Raw genomic sequence first — 18683 nt, forward strand, 5'->3', positions numbered from 1 at the left:
GTCCGTTTAACAAGCGAGGTTTCGCCTCGCAAGCGATAAGTCATCGCGCCCCCGTCTTCTTTTGCCTTGCGATGCTGCGATGCGGATCGATTACAGTGATGCTGTTGCTTCGTGACGCTGCCGCGACCTCGAGCTCCCGGGTCAAATCCGTCATTTCCCGTTCTTCTGCGTCGGTCTTGTGGTCGTAGCCGAGCAGGTGGAGCAGGCCGTGCCCGAGCAGCATCGTGATCTCGTCGAGCAGCGGGCGATCGCGCTCGGCGGCCTGCCGCGCGGCCGTGTCGATCGAGACGATCACGTCGCCGAGAAGACCGCGCCATGCCGACGGATCCACGGGACCTCGCCGGCCGCGCCTGCGCGAGTTGGCCCCGTTCTGGTCCAGCATCGGGAAGGCGAGGACGTCGGTCGGCTTGTCCTTGCGCCGGTAGCTGCGGTTGAGCTCGTGGATGGCTTCATCGTTCACCAGGGCGACGGAGAGCTCCACGCCCTGCAATGCGAGGTGGGAGAGCATCTTGCTCGCCCGCCGGCGCACGACCGCCGTCGACACCCCCTTGAAGGGCCCTCCCTGCGTCGTGACGGACACGACCGCGGGGGCCGCCGGGCGGCTCCCGCGGCGCGTCGTCCCCGAGCTCTCCTTGCGCTTCTCGGCCACGGGATCGCTATACCAGCTCGGGGATCTTCTTCGCATCTGCCAAGAACTGCGCGAGCCCGACGTCGGTGAGCGGGTGCCTGGTCAGCTGCTTGATGACCTTGAGCGGCATCGTCACGGCGTGCGAGCCGATCATGGCGGCCTGCACGAAGTGGACGGGGTGCCGTACGCTCGCGGTGAGCACCTGCGTCGAGAACCCGTAGTTCCTGAAGATGGTCACGACCTGCAGGACGAGATCCATCCCGTCCCCCGCGGCGTCGTCGACGCGCCCGACGAACGGCGACACGTACGTGGCCCCAGCCTTGGCCGCGAGCAGCGCCTGGGCGGCCGAGAAGCAGAGGGTCACGTTCGTCTTGATGCCCTCGGCAGCGAAGATCCGGGCGGCCTTGAGCCCCTCGTCGATGAGCGGCACCTTGACCACCACGTTCTGGTGAATCTTCGCGAGCTCGCGACCCTCGCGGAGGATCGCGTCCTTCTCGACCGCCACCACCTCGGCCGAGATGGGGCCGTCGACCACCTCGCAGATCTCGGCGATCGCCCGCTTCGTCGGCTTGCCGGCCTTGGCGAGGAGCGACGGGTTGGTCGTGACGCCGTCGATGACCCCCATCGACTGCGCTTCCTTGATTTCCGCGATATCCCCTGAATCGATGAACACCTTCATGATGCTGCCTCCGGGAACCGATGGATCGGCCCTTCGGCGGTGTTCATGCTGGGGTCAGATGCCGAGGAGCAAGGGCCTGACAGGGCCCCTCGCTGCCTCGTTCTGGCTGTCAGGCGGAGCGGGCAGGGGGCGCCGGCTCAGGCCGTCGCCTCGTCCTCACCGCCATGGCACTTGTTGAACGGCTTGCCGCTGCCGCAGGGGCACTCCTGCTCCTGCATGACGGCAGGCTGCGGGAGCGCCGGGGCGGGGTTCGCGCCGATCGGGAGGGACTCGTCGTGCTGCGCGACCGCGTCGAGCAGCGCCGCTGCGTGCCGCTCGCGATCCGCAGCCTCGATCTGCGCCTCTTCCTGCTCGGCGCGCCTGACGTTCACGCTGAAGAGCTTCGTGACCACGTTCGAGGAGACGCGGGCCACCATGTTGACGAACATGTTGTAGCCCTCCTTCTTGTACTCCTGCTTCGGGTCCTTTTGCCCGTAGCCGCGCAGGCCGATGCCGTCGCGGAGGTGGTCCATGTCGGTCAGGTGGTCGACCCAGGCCTTGTCGAGCTCCTCCAGGTAGAGGTGGCGGAAGATGCGCAGCGACAGCTCGACGCCGATCTCCTCCTCGCGCTTCTCGTACGCCTTCTCGGCGCGCTCGTAGAGCTCCCGCGCCAGCGTCTCCTGGTCGCCGATGTGCGCGATGTCGTCCGGCAGCTCGACGCCGAAGTGCTCGCGGAAGCCCTGGAAGATGCCGCCCCAGTCCCAGTCCTCCGGCGGCTTGCGGGCCGGGCAAGACTCCTCGACCATCGCGCCGATGATCCGGTCCATCAGATCGAGCAGCCGCTCGCGCTGCTCGGTGAGCGCCAGGGGCATGAGCTCGGAGCACTCGTCGTAGATCTCGAGGACCTTGTCGGCGCGCGTCTCGAGCTCGATCTTCACGCCCCAGCGCGTGTAGATCTCGCGCTGCATGTTCTCGAGCTCGACGAACCGCTCCGTCGTCTCGAAGTCCTTTCGCACGATCTCGCGCCGGTTGCCGTCCGCGTCGAGCGGCATCACCGGGTCGTTCGCGAACATGCCGAGCAGGTAGCCGACGTCCGGACGGACCAGCTCCACGATGGACGGGATCGGCTTGATCGTCCGCTTCTCGCCCGTCGGCTTCCCCTCCTCGTCGAGGATCTCGGGAGAGTAACGGCCGACGAGCAGCGACTGGCGCATGTCGTAGATCGTCTTGCGCTGCGCGCTCATCACGTCGTCGTACTCGAGCAGGTTCTTGCGGATGTCGAAGTTGCGCTCCTCGACCTTCTTCTGCGCGTTCTCGACGCTCTTCGTCACCCACGGGTGCTCGATGGGCTCGTCGTCGGGCATGCCCATCCGCTCCATCAGGTTCTTCACCCGATCCCCGGCGAAGATGCGCATGAGGTCGTCCTCGAGGGACAGGTAGAACTTCGACGTCCCGGGGTCGCCCTGGCGGCCGGCGCGGCCGCGCAGCTGGTTGTCGATGCGGCGCGACTCGTGCCGCTCGGTGCCCAGGATGTACAGCCCGCCGATCTCGCGGATCTCGTTGCCCTCCGCGGTGCACTCCTTCTTGAGCTCCTCGACCAGGGCCTCGAACGCGTCGGGCTCCGCCTCGGGCTGGCGGTTCTGCTCCTTGAACTTGAGCTTGGCGAGCATCTCCGCGTTGCCGCCCAGGATGATGTCCGTCCCGCGACCCGCCATGTTCGTCGAGACCGTGATGGCCCCTTTGCGGCCCGCCTGCGCGACCACGTAGGCCTCGTTCTCGTGGTGCTTCGCGTTCAGCACGTTGTGCTTCACGCCCCGCTTCGTCAGGATCCGGCTGATCGCGGTGCTCTTCTCGACGCTCGTCGTGCCCACCAGGATCGGCTGGCCGAGCTCGTGCTTCTCGAGGATCTCGTTGATGACCGCGGTGAACTTCTCCTTCTCGGTCTTGTAGACGAGATCCTCGTAATCGACGCGGACCACCGGCTTGTTCGTGGGGATGATGACGCAGTCGAGCTTGTACGTGCTGTGGAACTCCGCCGCTTCCGTGTCCGCGGTGCCGGTCATCCCGGAGAGCTTCTTGTACAGCCGGAAGAGGTTCTGGAAGGTGATCGTCGCCATCGTCCGGCTCTCCTCCTGGATCCGGACGTTCTCCTTCGCCTCGACGGCCTGATGCAGGCCGTCCGACCACCGGCGCCCCGCGAGGACGCGGCCGGTGAACTCATCGATGATGAGCACCTTGCCGTCGCGTACCATGTAGTTGACATCGCGCTTGTAGAGCGTGTGCGCGCGCAAGCACTGGTTCAGGATGTGCAGCGTCTCGAGGTTCACCGGGTCATAGAGGTTCGTGCCCTTGAGCACCTGGAGCGAGGCGAGCAGCCGCTCTGCCGTCTCCACGCCCTCGTCGGTCAGCGTCACCGAGTGCGCCTTCTCATCGACGGCGTAATGCTCCTCGTTCCGGAGCTGGGGGATCACCTCGTTGATCGTGCGGTATTTGTCGCTCGAACGCTCCCCCTGCCCGCTGATGATGAGCGGAGTCCGCGCCTCGTCGATGAGGATGGAGTCGACCTCGTCGACGATCGCATAGTGCAGCGGGCGCTGCGCGTACTCGAGCGCCGAGAACTTCATGTTGTCGCGCAGGTAGTCGAAGCCGAACTCGTTGTTCTGGCCGTACGTGATGTCGCAGCGGTACGCGTGGCGCTTCTCGGCGTCGCCCTGCTGGTTGACGACCACGCCCGTCGACAGGCCGAGGAAGCCGTAAAGCTTGCCCATCCACTCGGCGTCGCGCCGCGCCAGGTAATCGTTCACCGTGACGACGTGGACGCCCTTGCCCTCGAGGGCGTTCAGATAGCAAGGGAGCGTCGCGACCAGGGTCTTGCCCTCACCGGTGCGCATCTCGGCGATGCAGCCGTTGTGGAGCACCATGCCGCCGATGAGCTGCACGTCGTAATGGCGCATCTTGAGGGCGCGCTTCGACGCCTCGCGGCAGACCGCGAACGCCGGGACGAGGATGTCGTCCAGCGTCGCCCCGTTGGCGAGCTTCTCCTTGAACTCCGCCGTCTTTGCTCGGAGCTGGGCGTCCGAGAGCTTCTGCAGCTCCGGCTCCATCCTGCCGATAGCCTCGACCCGGGGTCGCAGGCGGCGGATGGCACGCTCGTGCGAGGTGCCGAAAATCTTCTTCATCGCCCAAGTGAACATCTTTACGTGCCTTGGCTCCGCGGCGGTCAGGTGGGAGGAGACGGTCCGGCCGAGGAACGCGAACGTAGTCGCGCCGCGGGCGTCGCGCAATTCCAGGACCGCGCGCGGTCGACGACGCCGCCGAAGCGATCCGCCCGAGGCTCCGCAGCCCGCGCCCCCGTCACGCGTTCGTCGTCAGATCCGCGCGCGGGTCGAACGCTCGCCACACCGCGCCGCGCGCCCAGCGGACCACGACCGTCCCGGGCCATCGCGGGAGGCGCCCCGGGGCGGCGCGTCACGGCGCGAGGTGGTCGAGTCCTCCAGGCGTCAAGCCGTGGTGCACGAGGGGGGACTCGAACCCCCAAGCCTCCCGGCGCCGGAACCTAAAACCGGTGCGTATACCAATTCCGCCACTCGTGCGCGCGGACGCTTGTGGCACCCTACGCCAGCCTCATCAAGCGGGAAAATCAGTTTGCTGCGTTGCGCCGAACGCGTCAGGGCGGGGTAGCGCGAGCGGTCTGGACATGTGACCCGCGGTACGTCGAGCCTGGAGCAACCGGCGGATCGGCGGACCGCGCCGCCCTGGCGGGGCCGCAAACCTGGGCTGGCCCGTGCGCACGAACCGCCCACCGACGGTCAGCGACGCGGTGGGCAGGCCGACAGGGTGGGGGGGCGCTCTTCGTCGGGGCGGAGAGGCGCCGCGGAGGGAGCGCGAAATGGGCACAGCGGCGGCCCCGGGGTCGGCGGGGCAGCCTCACCGGCAGCGACGCTCGAACAAGCGCGTTGCCGCCGAGAACAGGGGAAACGAGGCCCAGGCGGCGGCGGCGCCTCGCCTTCGGCACGTGGGTTGCGAAGGGGGGACCGTCCGCGGACGCGGATGCTGCCGCTGAACGACGGAGGGGGCGCGCTCGTCGCCGTCCTCGTCGATGCGGCGCAATTCGACTGCAAGCCGCAGGGATACCCGATGACGTACCAACCGAACGTTCTCCTCCTCGATCAGGACCATGTCCTCCGGAGGGCTACGGCGCTCCTCCTCTGCAACCGCGGCGCGCTCGTCAGCCCGGCCGCGACCTTGGAGGAAGCGATCTCCCTCTCCCGCGAGCGCGTCTACGACGTCGCGCTGATCGATCTCGCCCCCGGAACGAAAGGCGCCCGGGAGATCCTGGGCCGCCTGCGGCGCGAGGGCACGATGCCCCGGCGGGTGATCTTCTGTGCCGACGAGCCGGTCTCGTGCGACGGCACGGACGACGTCAGCGAGGTCCTGCTCAAGCCGTACGCCTTCGGTCGGCTGCTCAGCACGATCTTCGTCGACGTCAGCCCCCGGCCATCCGCGCAGTCCGGGATCTTTCCTCGCCTCCGTCTGGTCCAGGGCGAACGCGCCGACCTGGAGGGGAGCCGTCCGAGCGCGCCTGGCGCTGCGGCGGGCGTGGAAGGCGTGGAAGGCCACCCCGCCGAGCGGCGCACCTTCATCGAGCCGAACGGCGCCGCGGTGTACCGGCTCCAGCGCAGGCCGCGCAGCGGCCCCTCCGGGCGGACGCTCAGGCCGTCGCGGCGAGCGCCTCGAGGTGCTCGCCATCCCGGATGACGATCCGCCGCCGGTCGAACGCGATCAGGCCGGCGCGCTTCAGCTTGCCGAGCAGCAGGGTGACCGTCTCGCGGGTGGACCCGATCAGCAGCGCGATGTCCGCGTGCGTGAACGGGGCCGACACCAGCTGGCCAGCGGTGTGGGGCTGCCCCCATCGCCGCGCAGCGGCGCGGAGGAAATCGATCAGGCGCGCTTCGACCGTGCAGAGGAGCAGGGAGCCGAGGCGCGCCTCGGTCTCGAGCTGGCGCGCCACGAGCGCCGCCGCGAGCGCGCCGCGGAGCGCTGCGTCGGAGGCGAGCTGCCGCTCGAGACCGGCGAGCGGCACCACGAGCGCGTCCCCCTCGTCGAGCACCGTCGCGCTCTCGGAGGAGACCGTCGCGCCCGCGAGCGCGCCCTCGCCGACGAGGTCGCCAGGCCCGCGGTGCCCGAGCGGAACCACCCGACCGTCGGCGACGCGCTCGACCTTCACGCGACCCGCCCCGATCAGGAACAGGTGCCTCGGCGGCGCGCCCTGCTGGCAAACGCACTGCCTGCGCGCGAGCCGCTCGACCCTGCCGAGCTCGAACAGCACCCGCCGGCTCGGTGAGGCCAGCGAGGCGAGGGGCGAGCGAGACAGGATCCGCTCCTTCTCGACATCCTGCGAAGCCCCGCCGCGCACGCCCTCCACCTCCATCCCGTGCCCGTGCGTAGGTCCGCGCACCTTCGGCTTTCCCATCGCGCCTTCGCCCAACCTTTCGGGATTTCAAGCCTCCCGATCGGCGGCCGATAGTGCAACGATCGGCGGATGGGGGCCAATCCGAACTGGCTGCGGGCAGAGCTCCGCGCGGGGCGAAAAATCTACCGCGGCGAAGGCTGAAACCATGTTCAGCGGTGTAGGATGCAAGCCCTGCGCTATTTTTTGGTGCAGACGTGAAAGCAAGACCCGGGCCGCTGCCCCGTTCGATGCTACGTTGGGGGTGAGGCCACCAATGAGACACTCGATGGCACGAACCTCGCGCAATGCCCCGGCCCCCGTTCGGCGGGTGGCGCTGGCGGCGAACTGAGAGAAGGAGCTCCTCATGGGCATGGAGATGAAGCTCCAGTTCAAGCTGTCGCAGCAGCTTGTGATGACCCCGCAGCTGGTGCAGGCCATCCGGCTGCTGCAGCTCTCACGGCTCGAGCTGGTCGACGAGATCAGGAAGGAGCTGGACGGCAACCCTGTCCTCGCGGACGACATGACCGACCCGAAGGCGCGGGACGGCGACAAGGGGGATCAGCGGGGGAGGAACGCTGACCTGCCGACGGAGCAGCGGCTCGAGAACGGCGAGCGGTTCGACCGAGACACCGACATCGCGGCGCGCGAGACGGAGAAGCGGGTCAAGGAGGTGGACTGGGAGCAGTTCCTGGAAAACAGGCAGCTCCAGCAGGCCATGCCCGCGCACCGGGGCGGCTTCGAGGAGCTGCCGCCGATCGACCAGAACCTGACCAAGCCGTCGAACCTGCGCGACCACCTGCTCTGGCAGCTCCAGATGAGCGATTTCGTCGAGAACGAGCGGCAGTTCGCGCTGCTCGTCATCGGCAACCTCGACGAGAAGGGGTACCTCGACCTCAAGGGGGGCGAACGTCCGGACGGCACGAGGGGGCCCGACATCAGCCTCGCGGACCTGGCGCGGGAGGCGGAGCTCCACCCCGAGGACGCCGAGGAGGTGCTGTCGATGATCCAGCGCTTCGATCCGGTCGGGGTCGCGGCCCGCGACCTGTCGGAGTGCCTGCGGGTGCAGGCGGAGGTGCTCGGCTTCGACAACATCGAGATGGCCATCATCAAGGACCACCTCCACAACGTGGAGCGGCGCAACTTCCCCGCGATCGCGAAGGCGCTGAAGATCCCGCTGGAGGAGGTCTACGACGCGGTCCAGGAGATCCAGAAGCTGGAGAGCGTGCCGGCGCGCAACTTCGCCGAGGTCGACGAGAAGACCATCGCCATCACCCCGGACGTGTACGTCATCAAGGACGGCACCCAGTTCGTCGTCACCGACAACGACAAGGGGCTCCAGCGGCTCTACATCAACGAGAACCTCGCCCAGCGGATGCTCAGGGACCCGAAGGCGAAGGAGTTCATCAGCGAGAAGCTCCGGAGCGCGCAGTGGCTGATCCGGGCCATCGAGCAGCGGCGGCGCACGATCATCAAGGTGACCGAGTGCATCGTCGAGAAGCAGCGCGAGTTCCTGGAGCGCGGCGTGGGCTACCTGAAGCCCATGATCCTCAGGGACGTCGCCGAGTCGGTGGGCATGCACGAGTCGACCATCTCCCGCGTGACGTCGAACAAGTACGTGCACACGCCCCAGGGGCTCTTCGAGCTGAAGTACTTCTTCAACTCATCGATCCACAGGGTCGCCGACGAAGACATCGCCTCGGAGAGCGTCAAGCAGGCGATCAAGAAGATCATCGCGGCCGAGGACAAGTCGAATCCCTACAGCGACCAGGCGATCGTCAAGATCCTCGAGGAGACGGACGGCATCAAGATCGCCCGCCGCACCGTGGCCAAGTACCGCGAGATGCTCGGCATCCTGAGCTCGTCGAAGCGCAAGAAGATGTTCTGAGCCGCGGCGGCCGTCCGCGGTCGCCCGCCCCTCTGCCACGCCGATCCTCACGGCCCCGAGCCATGCCCGCCGAACCGATCACGGTCGCCCAGATCTTCGAGCGCTTCTTCGCGCCGCTGTACCCGCCCGACGCGCTCGCCGACCTGGCAGGCGTGCGCTCCACGGACGCGAACCCGGCAGGAAACCCGTCGATCCTTGCCCAGATCGACCACGCAGCGGAGGTGTTCGCCCGCCTCGCGCCCGAGGCGTTCGGCGCGCCCGATCTCGGGCTCGACTTCTCCGATGCGTCGGTCCACCGGCTGGGCGCGGCGCTGACGCGCGAGCGACGCGACGCCTGGCTCGCGCCGGCAGGCGGATCGAGCGGCGCGCGCGGAGCGAGCGACGCATCGTCGGCGAGCGCGGGCGGAGAGCCTCCCATGCTCGTCACCCTCGTGACGCACGGGGCGCTCTACGTCGGGGCGTGCGTCGTCAAGAATCACCGCGGAAAATGGCAGGTCCGGAGGCCGCTGTGGGAGTCGCTGGTCCGGCTCGAGTCGAGCGCAGGGACGGGCGATCTCGCGATCTTCCAGTGGTGGCTCAAGGCGCTCAGCGACGAGGAGATCGGCCGTGGCAGGCTCGTGGATCGCTACCGCACCCACGTGGAGGTGCCGACGTTCGACGCGGAGCGGTTGCCGATCCTCGCCGCGGGCGACCGGCGGATCCCGAAGCTCGCGAAGGTCCGTTACGACACGCTCTACAAGCACCTCCGCGCGCACCTGCCGGAGCTCAGGTCCGTGGGCGACGATTTCCCGTCTCCGGAGCGCTTCGAGGAGCTGGGCTTCAAGAGCATGGAGTTCGCGCTGCTCGGCGGCGGGCGGATGCTCCTCATGCACGGGGCGACCGCGGACGGGGTGCACCTGCTCTGGCTCGACGCGAACGGCTTCGTGAAGTCGCTTTACTACCCGGCGGACAGCTTCCCCGCCCACGTGGTCCAGATCGAGGGCCAGAAGATCCGGGTGATCGTGCCCGTCCGCGGCGAGAGCCAGGTGCACGAGATGCTCTGGTGGGGGGCGTAGCCGGCTCGCGCACAGAGCGCGCCGGCGGTAGGCTCGGCCCCGTGCTCTCGCCCGACGTCCGCTTCGAGGGGTTCACCGCGACCGACTGGGTTCGCGTGCTGTCGTTGTTCCGGCCCAGGCGCACGGGCATCGAGGAGCGCGAGGTCGGCCGTGCGCGCGGAGGCGTCGTCGCGGTCCACGCGGGCGGCAGGCTCAGGAAGCTCGTGCACACGGACGCGGGCCGGCTCCGGATCGACGACGCGCAGCGCGCCCTCCCGCTCTCCGCGGAGGAGCTCGCCGCGAGCCACCACGCGAGCTGGGCCGCCGTGATCGAGGCGGGCGTCCTCGAGGCCATCGTGGAGCGGTTCGGGGCGCGGGTGCGGCGCGGCGACGATCTCATCGGCCAGTCGCTCCTGCTGCTGCAGCTCGCCCGCGAGGAGCTCCTCGCGGGCAGGATCGATCTCTGGCCGGCGAAGCTGCGCGGCGTGCCGATGCCCTCGGCGGGCGTCGTGCGCGGCACGCTGGAGTCGCTCGCCGGGGTCGGCAAGACGGTGGTGATCGGCCTGTTCGAAGGCGGGGAGCTCTGGACGAGCGTCGCGCTCCGCCGCGACGCCCGCGGGATCAACCTGATCCTCGGGCCGGACGAGGTGCGCGAGGACATGGGGCTGCTCGCGGGCGACTGGCGCCGCGATTACCGGCACCTCTCGCGCGCCATCGAGGAGCGGGCAGGGGAGCTGTCGCTCGGCTGCTTCGCGGAGGCGGAGACCATCCGGCAGCTTGAGGTCGACCCGAGCCCGGGCGCCTGGGCCAGGGCGGTGGCGGTGCGCGACGTGATCCTCGCGCCGGTGCCGGCCGCCCTCGCCATCCCGCTCGGGATCGACGCGGGGCGCGCGGCGCTCAGCGCGCTCCGCGCGCTCGTGGAGCGGATCGATCCGATGGGGATCGTGGCGCCGGCGGTGCGGGCGGTGCTCGAGCGGGCCGGCACCGACAGCGACATGGCCGCGATGCTGCCGTTCCACCCGCTGGAGCTCCTCCGCAAGCTGATCAGCCGGGATCGCTGAGCCGGCGCGGCCCCGCCGCAGCGCGGCTGGCGCCTCCAGCGCGGCCGCGCTGCCTGGCTCAGGGGTGCGCGGTGCTCGAGTCGCCGCCCTGGACGGCGGGCGCGAGCTGGAAGCGGCGCTCCTCGCAGGCATACGCCGTCGGGGTCAGCTCGATGACGGTGTGCAGCGGGATCGGCAGCGTCGGACACGAGGGCGCGGGGCGATCCACGAGGTAGGCGTAGAGCGCGCGCAGCACCGCCTGGTGGCCGATCACGAGCACGGGCGAGCGCTGGCGCTCGAGCTGGATGATCAGCGGGTCGAGGCGCTGGATGACGTCCTCGTACGACTCGCCGCGCGGGTAGCGGTAGCGGAACTTGTCGGCCGCGCGCGCGTGGAAGACCTCGGGCATCTGCTGGCGGATCTCCTCGTACGTCATGCCCTCGCAGACGCCCGCGTCGATCTCGTCGAGGGCGCGCCAGGCGACGTGGTTCTGCGTCATCGGGCGCGCGGTCTGGATGGTGCGGCGCAGCGTGCTCGTCCAGACGTTGACGTGCTCGTCGCCGGCGCGCTCGCGGATGAACGCGGAGAGGTTCTTCGCGTACTCGTCGCCGCGCGCGCTGAGATCCGAGTCGCCGCCGAGCAGCCCCTTCTCGTTGAACACGCTCTCCCCGTGGCGGGTCAGCCAGATCGGGTGCGGCGTGAGGTGCATGTTCATCAAGAGCGGGACGAGGCGCGCCGGCAGGTAGCCGTGGATGCGGTTCAGCACGACCTGGCGGCCGACGTCGATGATCTTGATGTAGCTCCGCTCCGGCTCGCCGAGCGGCTCGTACGCGCGGGCGTAGTGCGCGATGCGCGCGCGGAAGTCGCGCAGCGCCGCCTCCGGGTCGACGCCCTGGTAGTCCGGCGAGCGGAGCTTCGTCTCGCGGACGTTGGTCTCGATGATCGACTCGTCGTTGCAGATCGACTCGATGAAGACGACCGGGAAGCCGTGCGCCTGGCAGCGCTCGGTGACGAGGTTCCGGCGAGCGCGCGTGCTGTTCGTGGCGTCGTAGATCGCCACCTCGCCGCCGGAGCTGAGCCAGCCGATGAGGTCGTCGAGGGCGGTCATCGCCATGCCGAGGAGCGCCTGGCGTCCCTCGGTGTTGTTGGGGTCGAAGAACTGGTGCGGCTGCGCGGTGCCGAGGTGCGCGCGGCGGTAGTTGCCCACGTTGAAGAGCCGCGTGGGGTGGCCGAGCCACGACAGGTACCGCGCGATCTTGCGGGCGATGGACGTCTTCCCGCGGGCGGGCAGGCCCACCATGGCGAGCACGATCGGCGAGGAGTCGCGCGCGAGCGAGACCATGGGAGCGTTCTAGCCGATGACGGTACGGCCGGCGACGATGACGGAGAGCAGGCGGCCGCTGCGCTGTCCGTCGCGCCGGTACGAGAAGAAGCGGGCGGGGTCACACGCGGTGCAGCCAGGGACGTCCTCGACCGAGGTTGCGTCCAGGCCGACCTCGGTGAGCTGGGCCTTGAGGATGCGGCGGACGTCGACGTGCGGGCGCGCGCCGGGGGCCCCGCGGACGACGGCGGCGGCGCCCGCGCTGGAGCACGCGGCGAGATCGGCGGCGACGTCGTCGCCGACCTCGAAGCAGCAGGCCTCGATGTGCGGGCCGATGGCCGCGACGAGCTCCGCGCCGGGGCCGGCGAGCGAGCGGAGCGCGCGGGCCGCCTCGACCACGACCCGGCGGACGGTCCCACGCCAGCCGCTGTGGACCGCGGCGACGGCGCCGGTCCGGCGATCGGCGAGGAGGATCGGGGCGCAGTCGGCGCTGCGGACACCGCAGCCGACGCCGGGTACCCGCGAGAGGGTCACGTCCCCCACCTCGCGGACGACGTCGTCGCGATCCTCCTCACCGGTGAGGACCCGCGCCTCGACGCCGTGGACCTGGCTGAGGAAATAGAGCCGCGCGGCCGGGATGCCGAGGCGCCGCGCGGCGCGCTCCAGGTTCTCCCGGACGGCGGCGGGGTCGTCGCCGAGGGCGATGGCGAAGCTCAGGGTGTCCCACGGGGGGGCGCTGACGCCGCCGCGCCGCGTGAAGAAGGCGTGCGAGAAGCCGGCGGCGGCGAGGAGCGGGCTCTCGAGCGCCTCGGCGGCCCCGGGGTCGTCGATTTTTACGGTCATTTTGGCTCCACGGCGGGATCCGCTGCGTCGGCTGCTTCGGTCATAGACGATACGGGTGGGTTGCGTGGTATTTTCCGGCTCCACGCATGGCTGCCGGTCCGGACCCGAACATCGGTCGAGATCTGCTCGGAGGGCAGTTCCAGATCCTTCAGAAGATCGGCTCCGGCGGCATGGGGTCGGTCTACAAGGCCGCACAGCCGGCGATGAACCGGATGGTGGCGGTGAAGATCCTCCACCCCAAGCTCGCGAACCGGAAGGATCTCGTGTCCCGCTTCCGCCGCGAGGCGCGGGCGATGAGCCACCTCACGCACCCGAACACGGTCAAGGTGCTGCTCTACGGCGAGCTCGAGGACGGCTCGCTGTACATCGTGATGGAGTACCTGGAGGGCAAGAACCTGAACCAGGTGGTCCGCAAGGAAGGGCCGCTGCCCGTCGAGCGCGCGATCCCGGTCCTCATCCAGGTCTGCGGCGCGCTGCAGGAGGCGCACATCCAGGGGATCGTGCACCGCGATCTCAAGCCCGAGAACATCTTCCTGTCGACCAACGGCGGGCTGAAGGACTACCCGAAGGTGCTCGACTTCGGCCTCGCGAAGGTGACGGAGCGCGAGCTCAGGCCGGGGTCGGTGATGCTCACGCAGGAGGGCATGGTCTTCGGGACGCCGGAGTTCATGTCGCCCGAGCAAGCGCAGGGCAAGGTGCTCGACGCGCGGAGCGACATCTACTCGCTCGCGACGATCCTGTACGAGGTGCTCACGGGCAAGCTGCCGTTCGAGGCGCGGACGCCCATGGAGTACATCCAGCACCACGTGACGAGGAACCCGATCCCGCTCGACGAGCGCGTCCCCGGGAAGCAGTTTCCGCCGGGGCTCGGCGCGGTGCTCGGCAAGGCGCTCGAGAAGCGGCCCGAGGACCGGTTCGAGTCGGCCGCGGAGTTCGCGGACGCGCTCAAGCCGTTCGCGGGCGGCGCGGGCAAGGGCTACACGGCGATGATGCCGAAGAAGGCGAACGCGGTGCTCGAGCAAGCGTCGAAACAGCACGCAGCCGCGCTCCAGGCGAGCAAGGCGCCCGCGTCGTCCGCGTTCAAGTCGCCGGCGAAGACGGTGAAGATGGTCCAGCAGCCGCCGGCGCCGTCCGCGAAGCCAGCGCCCGCGCCGGCGCCCCTCGCCAAGCAGCCCACCAAGGCGCCGGCCAAGGTGGAGGCGAAGCCGCTGCTCCTCGTCGGCATCGCGGCGGGCTGCCTGATCGCAGGCATCCTGATCACCATCGTGGCCATGCGGCTGTTCCAGGGCTGATCCTCCGCGAGCGCGCCCCGGATCGAGGCGGGCCTCCGCGGGCGTGCTAGCGTCGCCGCGCCGGCGCGCCGGGCGCTCTGGATGCGCATCGCCTGCGCCAGCGTTCACGGGGACGGCGTCATGGCCTCGGAGCAATCACGGAACCCAGGGGGAAACGAGAACGATCCGGTCGGGAAGACCGATGCGCCGGATCGGGCGTCGGAGCCGCTGCGTCAGGCGTCGGAGCCGCTGCGTCAGGCATCGGACCCGTTGCGTCGAGCGTCGGAGCCGCTGCGTCAGGCGTCGGATCCGCTGCGCCGAGCGTCGGATCCGCTGCGTCAGGCGTCGGAGCCGCCGGCGCGGCGGTCGGGGCCGCCGGGGCGAGGGAGCGAGCCGCCGGAGCGGATCAGCAGGGCCACGCGGCCGGCGAGCGCGCCGCACATCGAGGGCGCGCAGCGCTTGTCCAGCCAGCCGGAAGGCGCGCCCCCGCAGGAGAGAGGCCCCAGGATCGCGACGTGGGCGAAGCGCATCGGGATCGCGCTCGCGGCGCTGCTCGTCCTCGCCGCCGCCACGATCGCGCTCGTCATCCGGCACTACGAGGCGGATCTCCCCTCGACCCGCGAGCTCAAGGACTACCGGCCCCCGCAGGTGACGCGCATCCTCGCGCGCGACGGGACGCGCCTCGGCGAGGTCTTCACCGAGCGGCGCACCGTGGTGCGCATCGGCGAGATCCCGAGCCAGGTGAAGCTGGCCGCGCTCGCCGCCGAGGACGCAGGCTTCTACGAGCACGCAGGGCTGAACTACCTCGGCATGCTCCGCGCGCTCGCGGTGAACCTCCGCTCGACCCGGGCCCGGCAGGGCGCGAGCACCATCACGCAGCAGGTCGTGAAGAACGTCCTGCTCACGCCGGATCGGACCTTCAACCGCAAGGCGCGCGAGATCATCCTCGCCCGCAAGATCGAGCAGGAGCTCACCAAGGACGAGATCCTGGAGCTCTACCTCAACAAGATCTACTTCGGCCACGGCCGCTACGGGGTCGAGGAGGCGAGCCGCTACTACTTCGGGAAGAGCGTGCGCGACGTGACGCTCGCCGAGGCCGCGCTGCTCGTCGCCATCGTGAAGGGGCCGTCGGTGTACTCGCCGCGGGTGAACCTCGAGCGCGCCGTGGCGCGGCGGGACTTCGTGCTCGATCAGATGCAGCGCAAGGCCTTCGCGGACGAGATCCAGGTGGCGCAAGCGAAGCAGGAGCCGGTCGTGCTCGCCATCGAGACCGAATCGCTCGCCGAGCTCGCGCCCGAGGTGGTCGCCGAGGCGCAGCGCGTGCTGCGCGAGCTCGTCGGGCCCGCCGCGCAGCAAGGCGGCTACACCATCACGACCACGATCGATCCGGCGATGCAGGCGGCGGCGCGCGCGTCCGTCCGCAAGAACCTCGACGCCTACGCGAAGCGGCACAAGCTGCTCGGCCCGCTCGCGCGGAGCAAGAAAGAGCCGCCGGCCTTCGATGGGACGCCCGCCGGCCACAGGGTCTTCCGGGGGGTCGTGACGGGCGCCGACGACGCGCGAGGGACGCTCTCGGTGCGCGTGGGCACGCTGGAAGGCACGGTCACGCTCCGCGGCGCGCAGCGGTACAACCCGAACGGGCTCCCGCCGAGCAAGTTCGCCGACGTCGACAAGGTGGTGCGCGTCAGCCTGATCGGCCCCGCGCCGGAGCCGGTCGTCGAAGCGGCCGCCGCAGGCCAGGACGAGGACGAGGACGCCGCCGGAGAGGCAGGGCGCGCCGCGCCCGCGGGCAAACCGGGGAAGCCCGAGGCCCCGGTGCCGCTGCGGCTCGAGCTCGGACCCGAGGGGGCGCTCGTCGCGATCGACGTGCGGACGCGCGAGATCGTCGCCCTCGTCGGCAGCTACGAGGCGATGCGCGGCGGGCTCGACCGGGCGACGTTCGCGCGGCGGCAGCCAGGATCGACGTTCAAGGCGTTCGTCTACGGCTACGGCATCCACGCGCGCACGCTGACGCCGGCGACGATCCTCGACACCGATCCGCTGGCCATCGCCGGGTACAAACCGCAGAACTACGACGAGAGCGAGGGGAAGTCGCCGGCGCGGCTCCGGGAGGCGGCGGCGCACAGCGTGAACGTGGCCGCGGTGTCGGCGCTGTCGCGCGTCGGCGCCTCGAACGTGGTCGCCTTCGCCGGCGCGCTCGGCGTCCAGTCGAAGCTCGGCGCAGACCTGTCGCTCGCCCTCGGCGCCTACGAGGTCACGCCGCGCGAGATGGCCGCCGCGTACGCGAGCATCGCCGCGGGCGGCGTCCACGAGCAGCCTGTCCTGATCACGAAGATCGTCGGGCCCGGCGGGGTGGAGATCCCGCTGCCGCCACGCCCTCCGGGGCACCGCGTGATGGAGGAGGCGGAGGCCTACGTGCTCACGAGCGTGCTGACGTCGGTCGTGCAGAGCGGGACCGCCAGGCAGGCGCGCTCGCTGGGGCGCCCGATCGCCGGCAAGACGGGGACGACGAACCAGTCGAAGGACACCTGGTTCGTGGGCTACTCGACCGACATCGCGTGCGCCGTGTGGACCGGCTACGACGACGCGGCGCCGCTCGGCAGCGGTGAGACGGGCGCCATGGCGGCGCTGCCGGCGTTCGTGGACTTCATGAAGCAGGCGCACGCGAAGCGCCCGGCCGCCGATTTCCCGGTGCCGAACGGCGTCGTGCGCGTGAAGATCGATCCGCTGACGGGTCTGCTCGCGCGTGAGGGGCAGGAAGACGCCATCGAGGAGGTGTTCGTCGCCGGGACAGAGCCGACCGAGGAGGCGCAGGTGCCCGAGGCGGACGCGGGCGCGGAGCCGGCGGACGGCGTGGCGCCAGCCGAGCAGCAGGGCACCCCGCCGACGCCAGGCGAGGGGCCGCGGCCGGTGGAGCCAGGGGCCGCGCCAGCGCCGGTCGAGTCGGAGCACGCGCCGGAGCCGGGCCCGCTGCCGACCGGCGAGACGGCGCCGCCGCCGTTCTGAGCGGCGCACAAGATCGGAGGGCTCGGAGGGGCGTCAGGAGCGACGGTGATGCCCCCAGGCCGAGGGCGGCGACACCGCCGGACGAGGAAAGCGCGACCGCGGCATTTTTCCTGTCCGGAATGCGGGGCGCTCGACGTCTCGCTCCAGGAAGCGGCGGGCGGGGGCTCGCCAGCCTCCGAAAGGAGCCGATTTGTGAAACTTTACATCGTTCCGGGATCGCCCAACTGCCGCAAGGTCCAGGCCGTCGTCCACGAGCTGTCGGTGCCCGTCGAGACGATCCTCGTCGACTTCGCTACAGGCGCGCACAAGAGCCAGGATTACCTCGCGATCAACCCGAACGGCCTCGTTCCGAGCCTTGTAGACGGAGATCTGCGGCTCTGGGAGTCCAACGCGATCATGCAGTATCTTGCGGATGCCCATGGCGCGACGTCGCTGTTTCCCCGTGACCCCAGGCGGCGCATCGATGTGGTTCGCTGGCAGTGCTGGGAGCTCTCGCACTTCGGGCGTGCCCTCGGAGCGGTGCTCTTCGAGCGGTTGTTCAAGCCGCTCATGGGGGGGCAGCCCGACGAGGTGGTCGCCCAGCGCGCCCTCGAGCAGTTCCAGCCGTACGCGGCGCTGCTGGAGGCGCACCTGAAGGCGCGCGCATTCGTGGCCGGTGACGCGGTGACGCTCGCCGATTACTCGCTCGGGTGCCAGCTGCCCATGGCCGCCCTCGGCCGCGTCGACCTGGTGCCGTTCCCGAACCTCCGCGCGTGGCTCGCCCGGCTCGACGAGCGGGAAGCGTGGCGCGCGACCGCGATGCCGGCTGCGATGGCGCAGGCGCTCGAGCAGGCGGCGCATCGCTCGGAGCGCGGAGGAGCGTGACGACAATGACGGGCGGAGCCGAGCTCTTCTCGCGGCTCTCCGAGCGGTGGGCCCTCGAGCCGAGCGTCGCGCGCAGCACGATGATGGGCTTCCCGTGCCTTCGCGTGGGGGGCCGGTTCTTCGCGTCGATCGACCGCGACGGGAGGCACCTCGTCGTCAAGCTCCCGGCGGCGCGTGTCGCTGCGGCGATCACCGCCGGTGAGGGGGCGGTGTTCGCGCCGAGCGGGAGGATCTTTCGTGAGTGGCTCGCTGTGCCGCTCGAGCACGCCGCGCGGTGGGAATCGTATCTGCAGGCGTCGTACGCGTTCGCGCGAGGAGATATCGGATGATCTATGTCCTGTTGATCCACAGCGCGCGCCCCGAGGGCGATCCGCTCCCCGCGGCGGACGAGCGCGCGGTGCTGGACCGTCACCGCGCCCTCCAGCAAGAGGCGACCGCGCGCGCCGAGCTGCTCGCCGTGGCGAGGCTCGACGGGCGAGACAAGGCGCGTACGGTGCGCGTGCAGGGGACGACCGCGACGATCACCGATGGGCCCTACATGGAGACCAAGGAGTGGCTCGTTGGCTTTTACCTGATCGAGTGCGCCGATGAGACCATCGCCGCGGCCCGGGCGCAGCAGATCTGCCCGGCGGATGGATCCGTCGAGATCCGGCCTGTCACCTGGCAGCGCACGCCGTAGTC

General features: G+C 70.1%; 15 protein-coding genes and 1 tRNA gene. 9 read left to right on the forward strand and 7 right to left on the reverse strand.

Annotation, left to right across the window (positions count from 1 at the left end; all coding sequences use genetic code 11):
- Nucleotides 1–40: 40 nt before the first annotated feature.
- The 4 genes from ybeY to WMF39_RS00160 all read right to left on the reverse strand — a co-directional run bounded on the left by ybeY (nt 41) and on the right by WMF39_RS00160 (nt 4879).
- Nucleotides 41–649 carry an rRNA maturation RNase YbeY gene (gene ybeY / locus WMF39_RS00145; RefSeq protein WP_437743535.1) on the reverse strand — a complete coding sequence of 203 codons (609 nt, stop codon included), beginning with the start codon at nt 647–649 and terminating at the stop codon, nt 41–43.
- 7 nt (nt 650–656) lie between these two features.
- Entirely contained in the window at nt 657–1307 is a 651-nt protein-coding gene (gene fsa / locus WMF39_RS00150) for a fructose-6-phosphate aldolase (RefSeq protein ID WP_437743536.1), read from the reverse strand.
- Nucleotides 1308–1444: 137 nt separating this feature from the next.
- The gene (gene secA, locus WMF39_RS00155; RefSeq protein WP_437743537.1) at nt 1445–4480 is read right to left on the reverse strand and encodes a preprotein translocase subunit SecA; all 3036 of its coding nucleotides are present in this window, start codon (nt 4478–4480) and stop codon (nt 1445–1447) included.
- 314 nt (nt 4481–4794) lie between these two features.
- Nucleotides 4795–4879: transfer RNA gene (locus tag WMF39_RS00160), tRNA-Leu, on the reverse strand.
- A gap of 457 nt (nt 4880–5336) precedes the next feature.
- Here WMF39_RS00160 and WMF39_RS00165 point away from each other — a divergent pair.
- The gene (locus WMF39_RS00165) at nt 5337–6044 is read left to right on the forward strand and encodes a response regulator (protein WP_437743538.1); all 708 of its coding nucleotides are present in this window, start codon (nt 5337–5339) and stop codon (nt 6042–6044) included.
- Here WMF39_RS00165 and WMF39_RS00170 read toward each other — a convergent pair.
- Nucleotides 5998–6759 (reverse strand): Crp/Fnr family transcriptional regulator, encoded by a 762-nt coding sequence (locus tag WMF39_RS00170; protein WP_437743539.1) that lies wholly within the window; start codon nt 6757–6759, stop codon nt 5998–6000. The two genes, WMF39_RS00165 and WMF39_RS00170, sit on opposite strands and share 47 nt — an antisense overlap.
- A gap of 343 nt (nt 6760–7102) precedes the next feature.
- On the opposite strand from WMF39_RS00170, the gene rpoN reads away from it, so the two are divergent.
- The 3 genes from rpoN to WMF39_RS00185 all read left to right on the forward strand — a co-directional run bounded on the left by rpoN (nt 7103) and on the right by WMF39_RS00185 (nt 10718).
- Nucleotides 7103–8623, forward strand: a complete 1521-nt coding sequence (gene rpoN, locus WMF39_RS00175; RefSeq protein ID WP_437743540.1) for an RNA polymerase factor sigma-54 — start codon at nt 7103–7105, stop codon at nt 8621–8623.
- A 62-nt stretch (nt 8624–8685) separates the two neighbouring features.
- Nucleotides 8686–9678: a hypothetical protein gene (locus WMF39_RS00180; RefSeq protein WP_437743541.1), complete on the forward strand. Its 993-nt coding sequence runs from the start codon at nt 8686–8688 to the stop codon at nt 9676–9678.
- A 41-nt stretch (nt 9679–9719) separates the two neighbouring features.
- Nucleotides 9720–10718, forward strand: coding sequence for a hypothetical protein (locus tag WMF39_RS00185; protein WP_437743542.1), 999 nt, complete (start codon nt 9720–9722; stop codon nt 10716–10718).
- Nucleotides 10719–10776: 58 nt separating this feature from the next.
- Here WMF39_RS00185 and WMF39_RS00190 read toward each other — a convergent pair whose 3' ends face one another.
- Entirely contained in the window at nt 10777–12039 is a 1263-nt protein-coding gene (locus WMF39_RS00190; RefSeq protein WP_437743543.1) for a bifunctional nucleoside/nucleotide kinase/histidine phosphatase family protein, read from the reverse strand.
- 9 nt (nt 12040–12048) lie between these two features.
- Entirely contained in the window at nt 12049–12861 is an 813-nt protein-coding gene (gene pgeF / locus WMF39_RS00195) for a peptidoglycan editing factor PgeF (protein ID WP_437743544.1), read from the reverse strand.
- Nucleotides 12862–12947: 86 nt separating this feature from the next.
- On the opposite strand from pgeF, the gene WMF39_RS00200 reads away from it, so the two are divergent.
- From WMF39_RS00200 to WMF39_RS00220, 5 genes are all read left to right on the forward strand, one after another.
- Nucleotides 12948–14153, forward strand: coding sequence for a serine/threonine-protein kinase (locus tag WMF39_RS00200; RefSeq protein WP_437743545.1), 1206 nt, complete (start codon nt 12948–12950; stop codon nt 14151–14153).
- A gap of 249 nt (nt 14154–14402) precedes the next feature.
- Nucleotides 14403–17138 (forward strand): penicillin-binding protein 1A, encoded by a 2736-nt coding sequence (locus tag WMF39_RS00205; protein WP_437743546.1) that lies wholly within the window; start codon nt 14403–14405, stop codon nt 17136–17138.
- A 192-nt stretch (nt 17139–17330) separates the two neighbouring features.
- Nucleotides 17331–18002 carry a glutathione S-transferase family protein gene (locus WMF39_RS00210; protein ID WP_437743547.1) on the forward strand — a complete coding sequence of 224 codons (672 nt, stop codon included), beginning with the start codon at nt 17331–17333 and terminating at the stop codon, nt 18000–18002.
- 5 nt (nt 18003–18007) lie between these two features.
- Nucleotides 18008–18331 (forward strand): hypothetical protein, encoded by a 324-nt coding sequence (locus WMF39_RS00215; RefSeq protein ID WP_437743548.1) that lies wholly within the window; start codon nt 18008–18010, stop codon nt 18329–18331.
- Nucleotides 18328–18681: a YciI family protein gene (locus WMF39_RS00220; RefSeq protein WP_437743549.1), complete on the forward strand. Its 354-nt coding sequence runs from the start codon at nt 18328–18330 to the stop codon at nt 18679–18681. The genes WMF39_RS00215 and WMF39_RS00220 overlap by 4 nt, the downstream gene beginning before the upstream one ends.
- The last annotated feature ends 2 nt before the right edge of the window (nt 18682–18683 follow it).

It is taken from the genome of Sorangium sp. So ce1504, assembly GCF_051521635.1.
In the GTDB taxonomy this organism is placed as follows: domain Bacteria; phylum Myxococcota_A; class Polyangia; order Polyangiales; family Polyangiaceae; genus Sorangium; species Sorangium cellulosum_B.

What these genes read in the sequence shown, in the direction of transcription:
- WMF39_RS00180 (WP_437743541.1), top strand. Translation starts at nt 8,686, where the DNA reads ATGCCCGCCGAACCGATCACGGTCGCCCAGATCTTCGAGCGCTTCTTC.
- WMF39_RS00220 (WP_437743549.1), top strand. Translation starts at nt 18,328, where the DNA reads ATGATCTATGTCCTGTTGATCCACAGCGCGCGCCCCGAGGGCGATCCG.
- WMF39_RS00215 (WP_437743548.1), top strand. Translation starts at nt 18,008, where the DNA reads ATGACGGGCGGAGCCGAGCTCTTCTCGCGGCTCTCCGAGCGGTGGGCC.
- WMF39_RS00170 (WP_437743539.1), bottom strand. Translation starts at nt 6,759, where the DNA reads ATGGGAAAGCCGAAGGTGCGCGGACCTACGCACGGGCACGGGATGGAG.
- secA (WP_437743537.1), bottom strand. Translation starts at nt 4,480, where the DNA reads ATGTTCACTTGGGCGATGAAGAAGATTTTCGGCACCTCGCACGAGCGT.
- WMF39_RS00190 (WP_437743543.1), bottom strand. Translation starts at nt 12,039, where the DNA reads ATGGTCTCGCTCGCGCGCGACTCCTCGCCGATCGTGCTCGCCATGGTG.
- pgeF (WP_437743544.1), bottom strand. Translation starts at nt 12,861, where the DNA reads ATGACCGTAAAAATCGACGACCCCGGGGCCGCCGAGGCGCTCGAGAGC.
- WMF39_RS00165 (WP_437743538.1), top strand. Translation starts at nt 5,337, where the DNA reads ATGCTGCCGCTGAACGACGGAGGGGGCGCGCTCGTCGCCGTCCTCGTC.
- rpoN (WP_437743540.1), top strand. Translation starts at nt 7,103, where the DNA reads ATGGGCATGGAGATGAAGCTCCAGTTCAAGCTGTCGCAGCAGCTTGTG.
- fsa (WP_437743536.1), bottom strand. Translation starts at nt 1,307, where the DNA reads ATGAAGGTGTTCATCGATTCAGGGGATATCGCGGAAATCAAGGAAGCG.
- WMF39_RS00200 (WP_437743545.1), top strand. Translation starts at nt 12,948, where the DNA reads ATGGCTGCCGGTCCGGACCCGAACATCGGTCGAGATCTGCTCGGAGGG.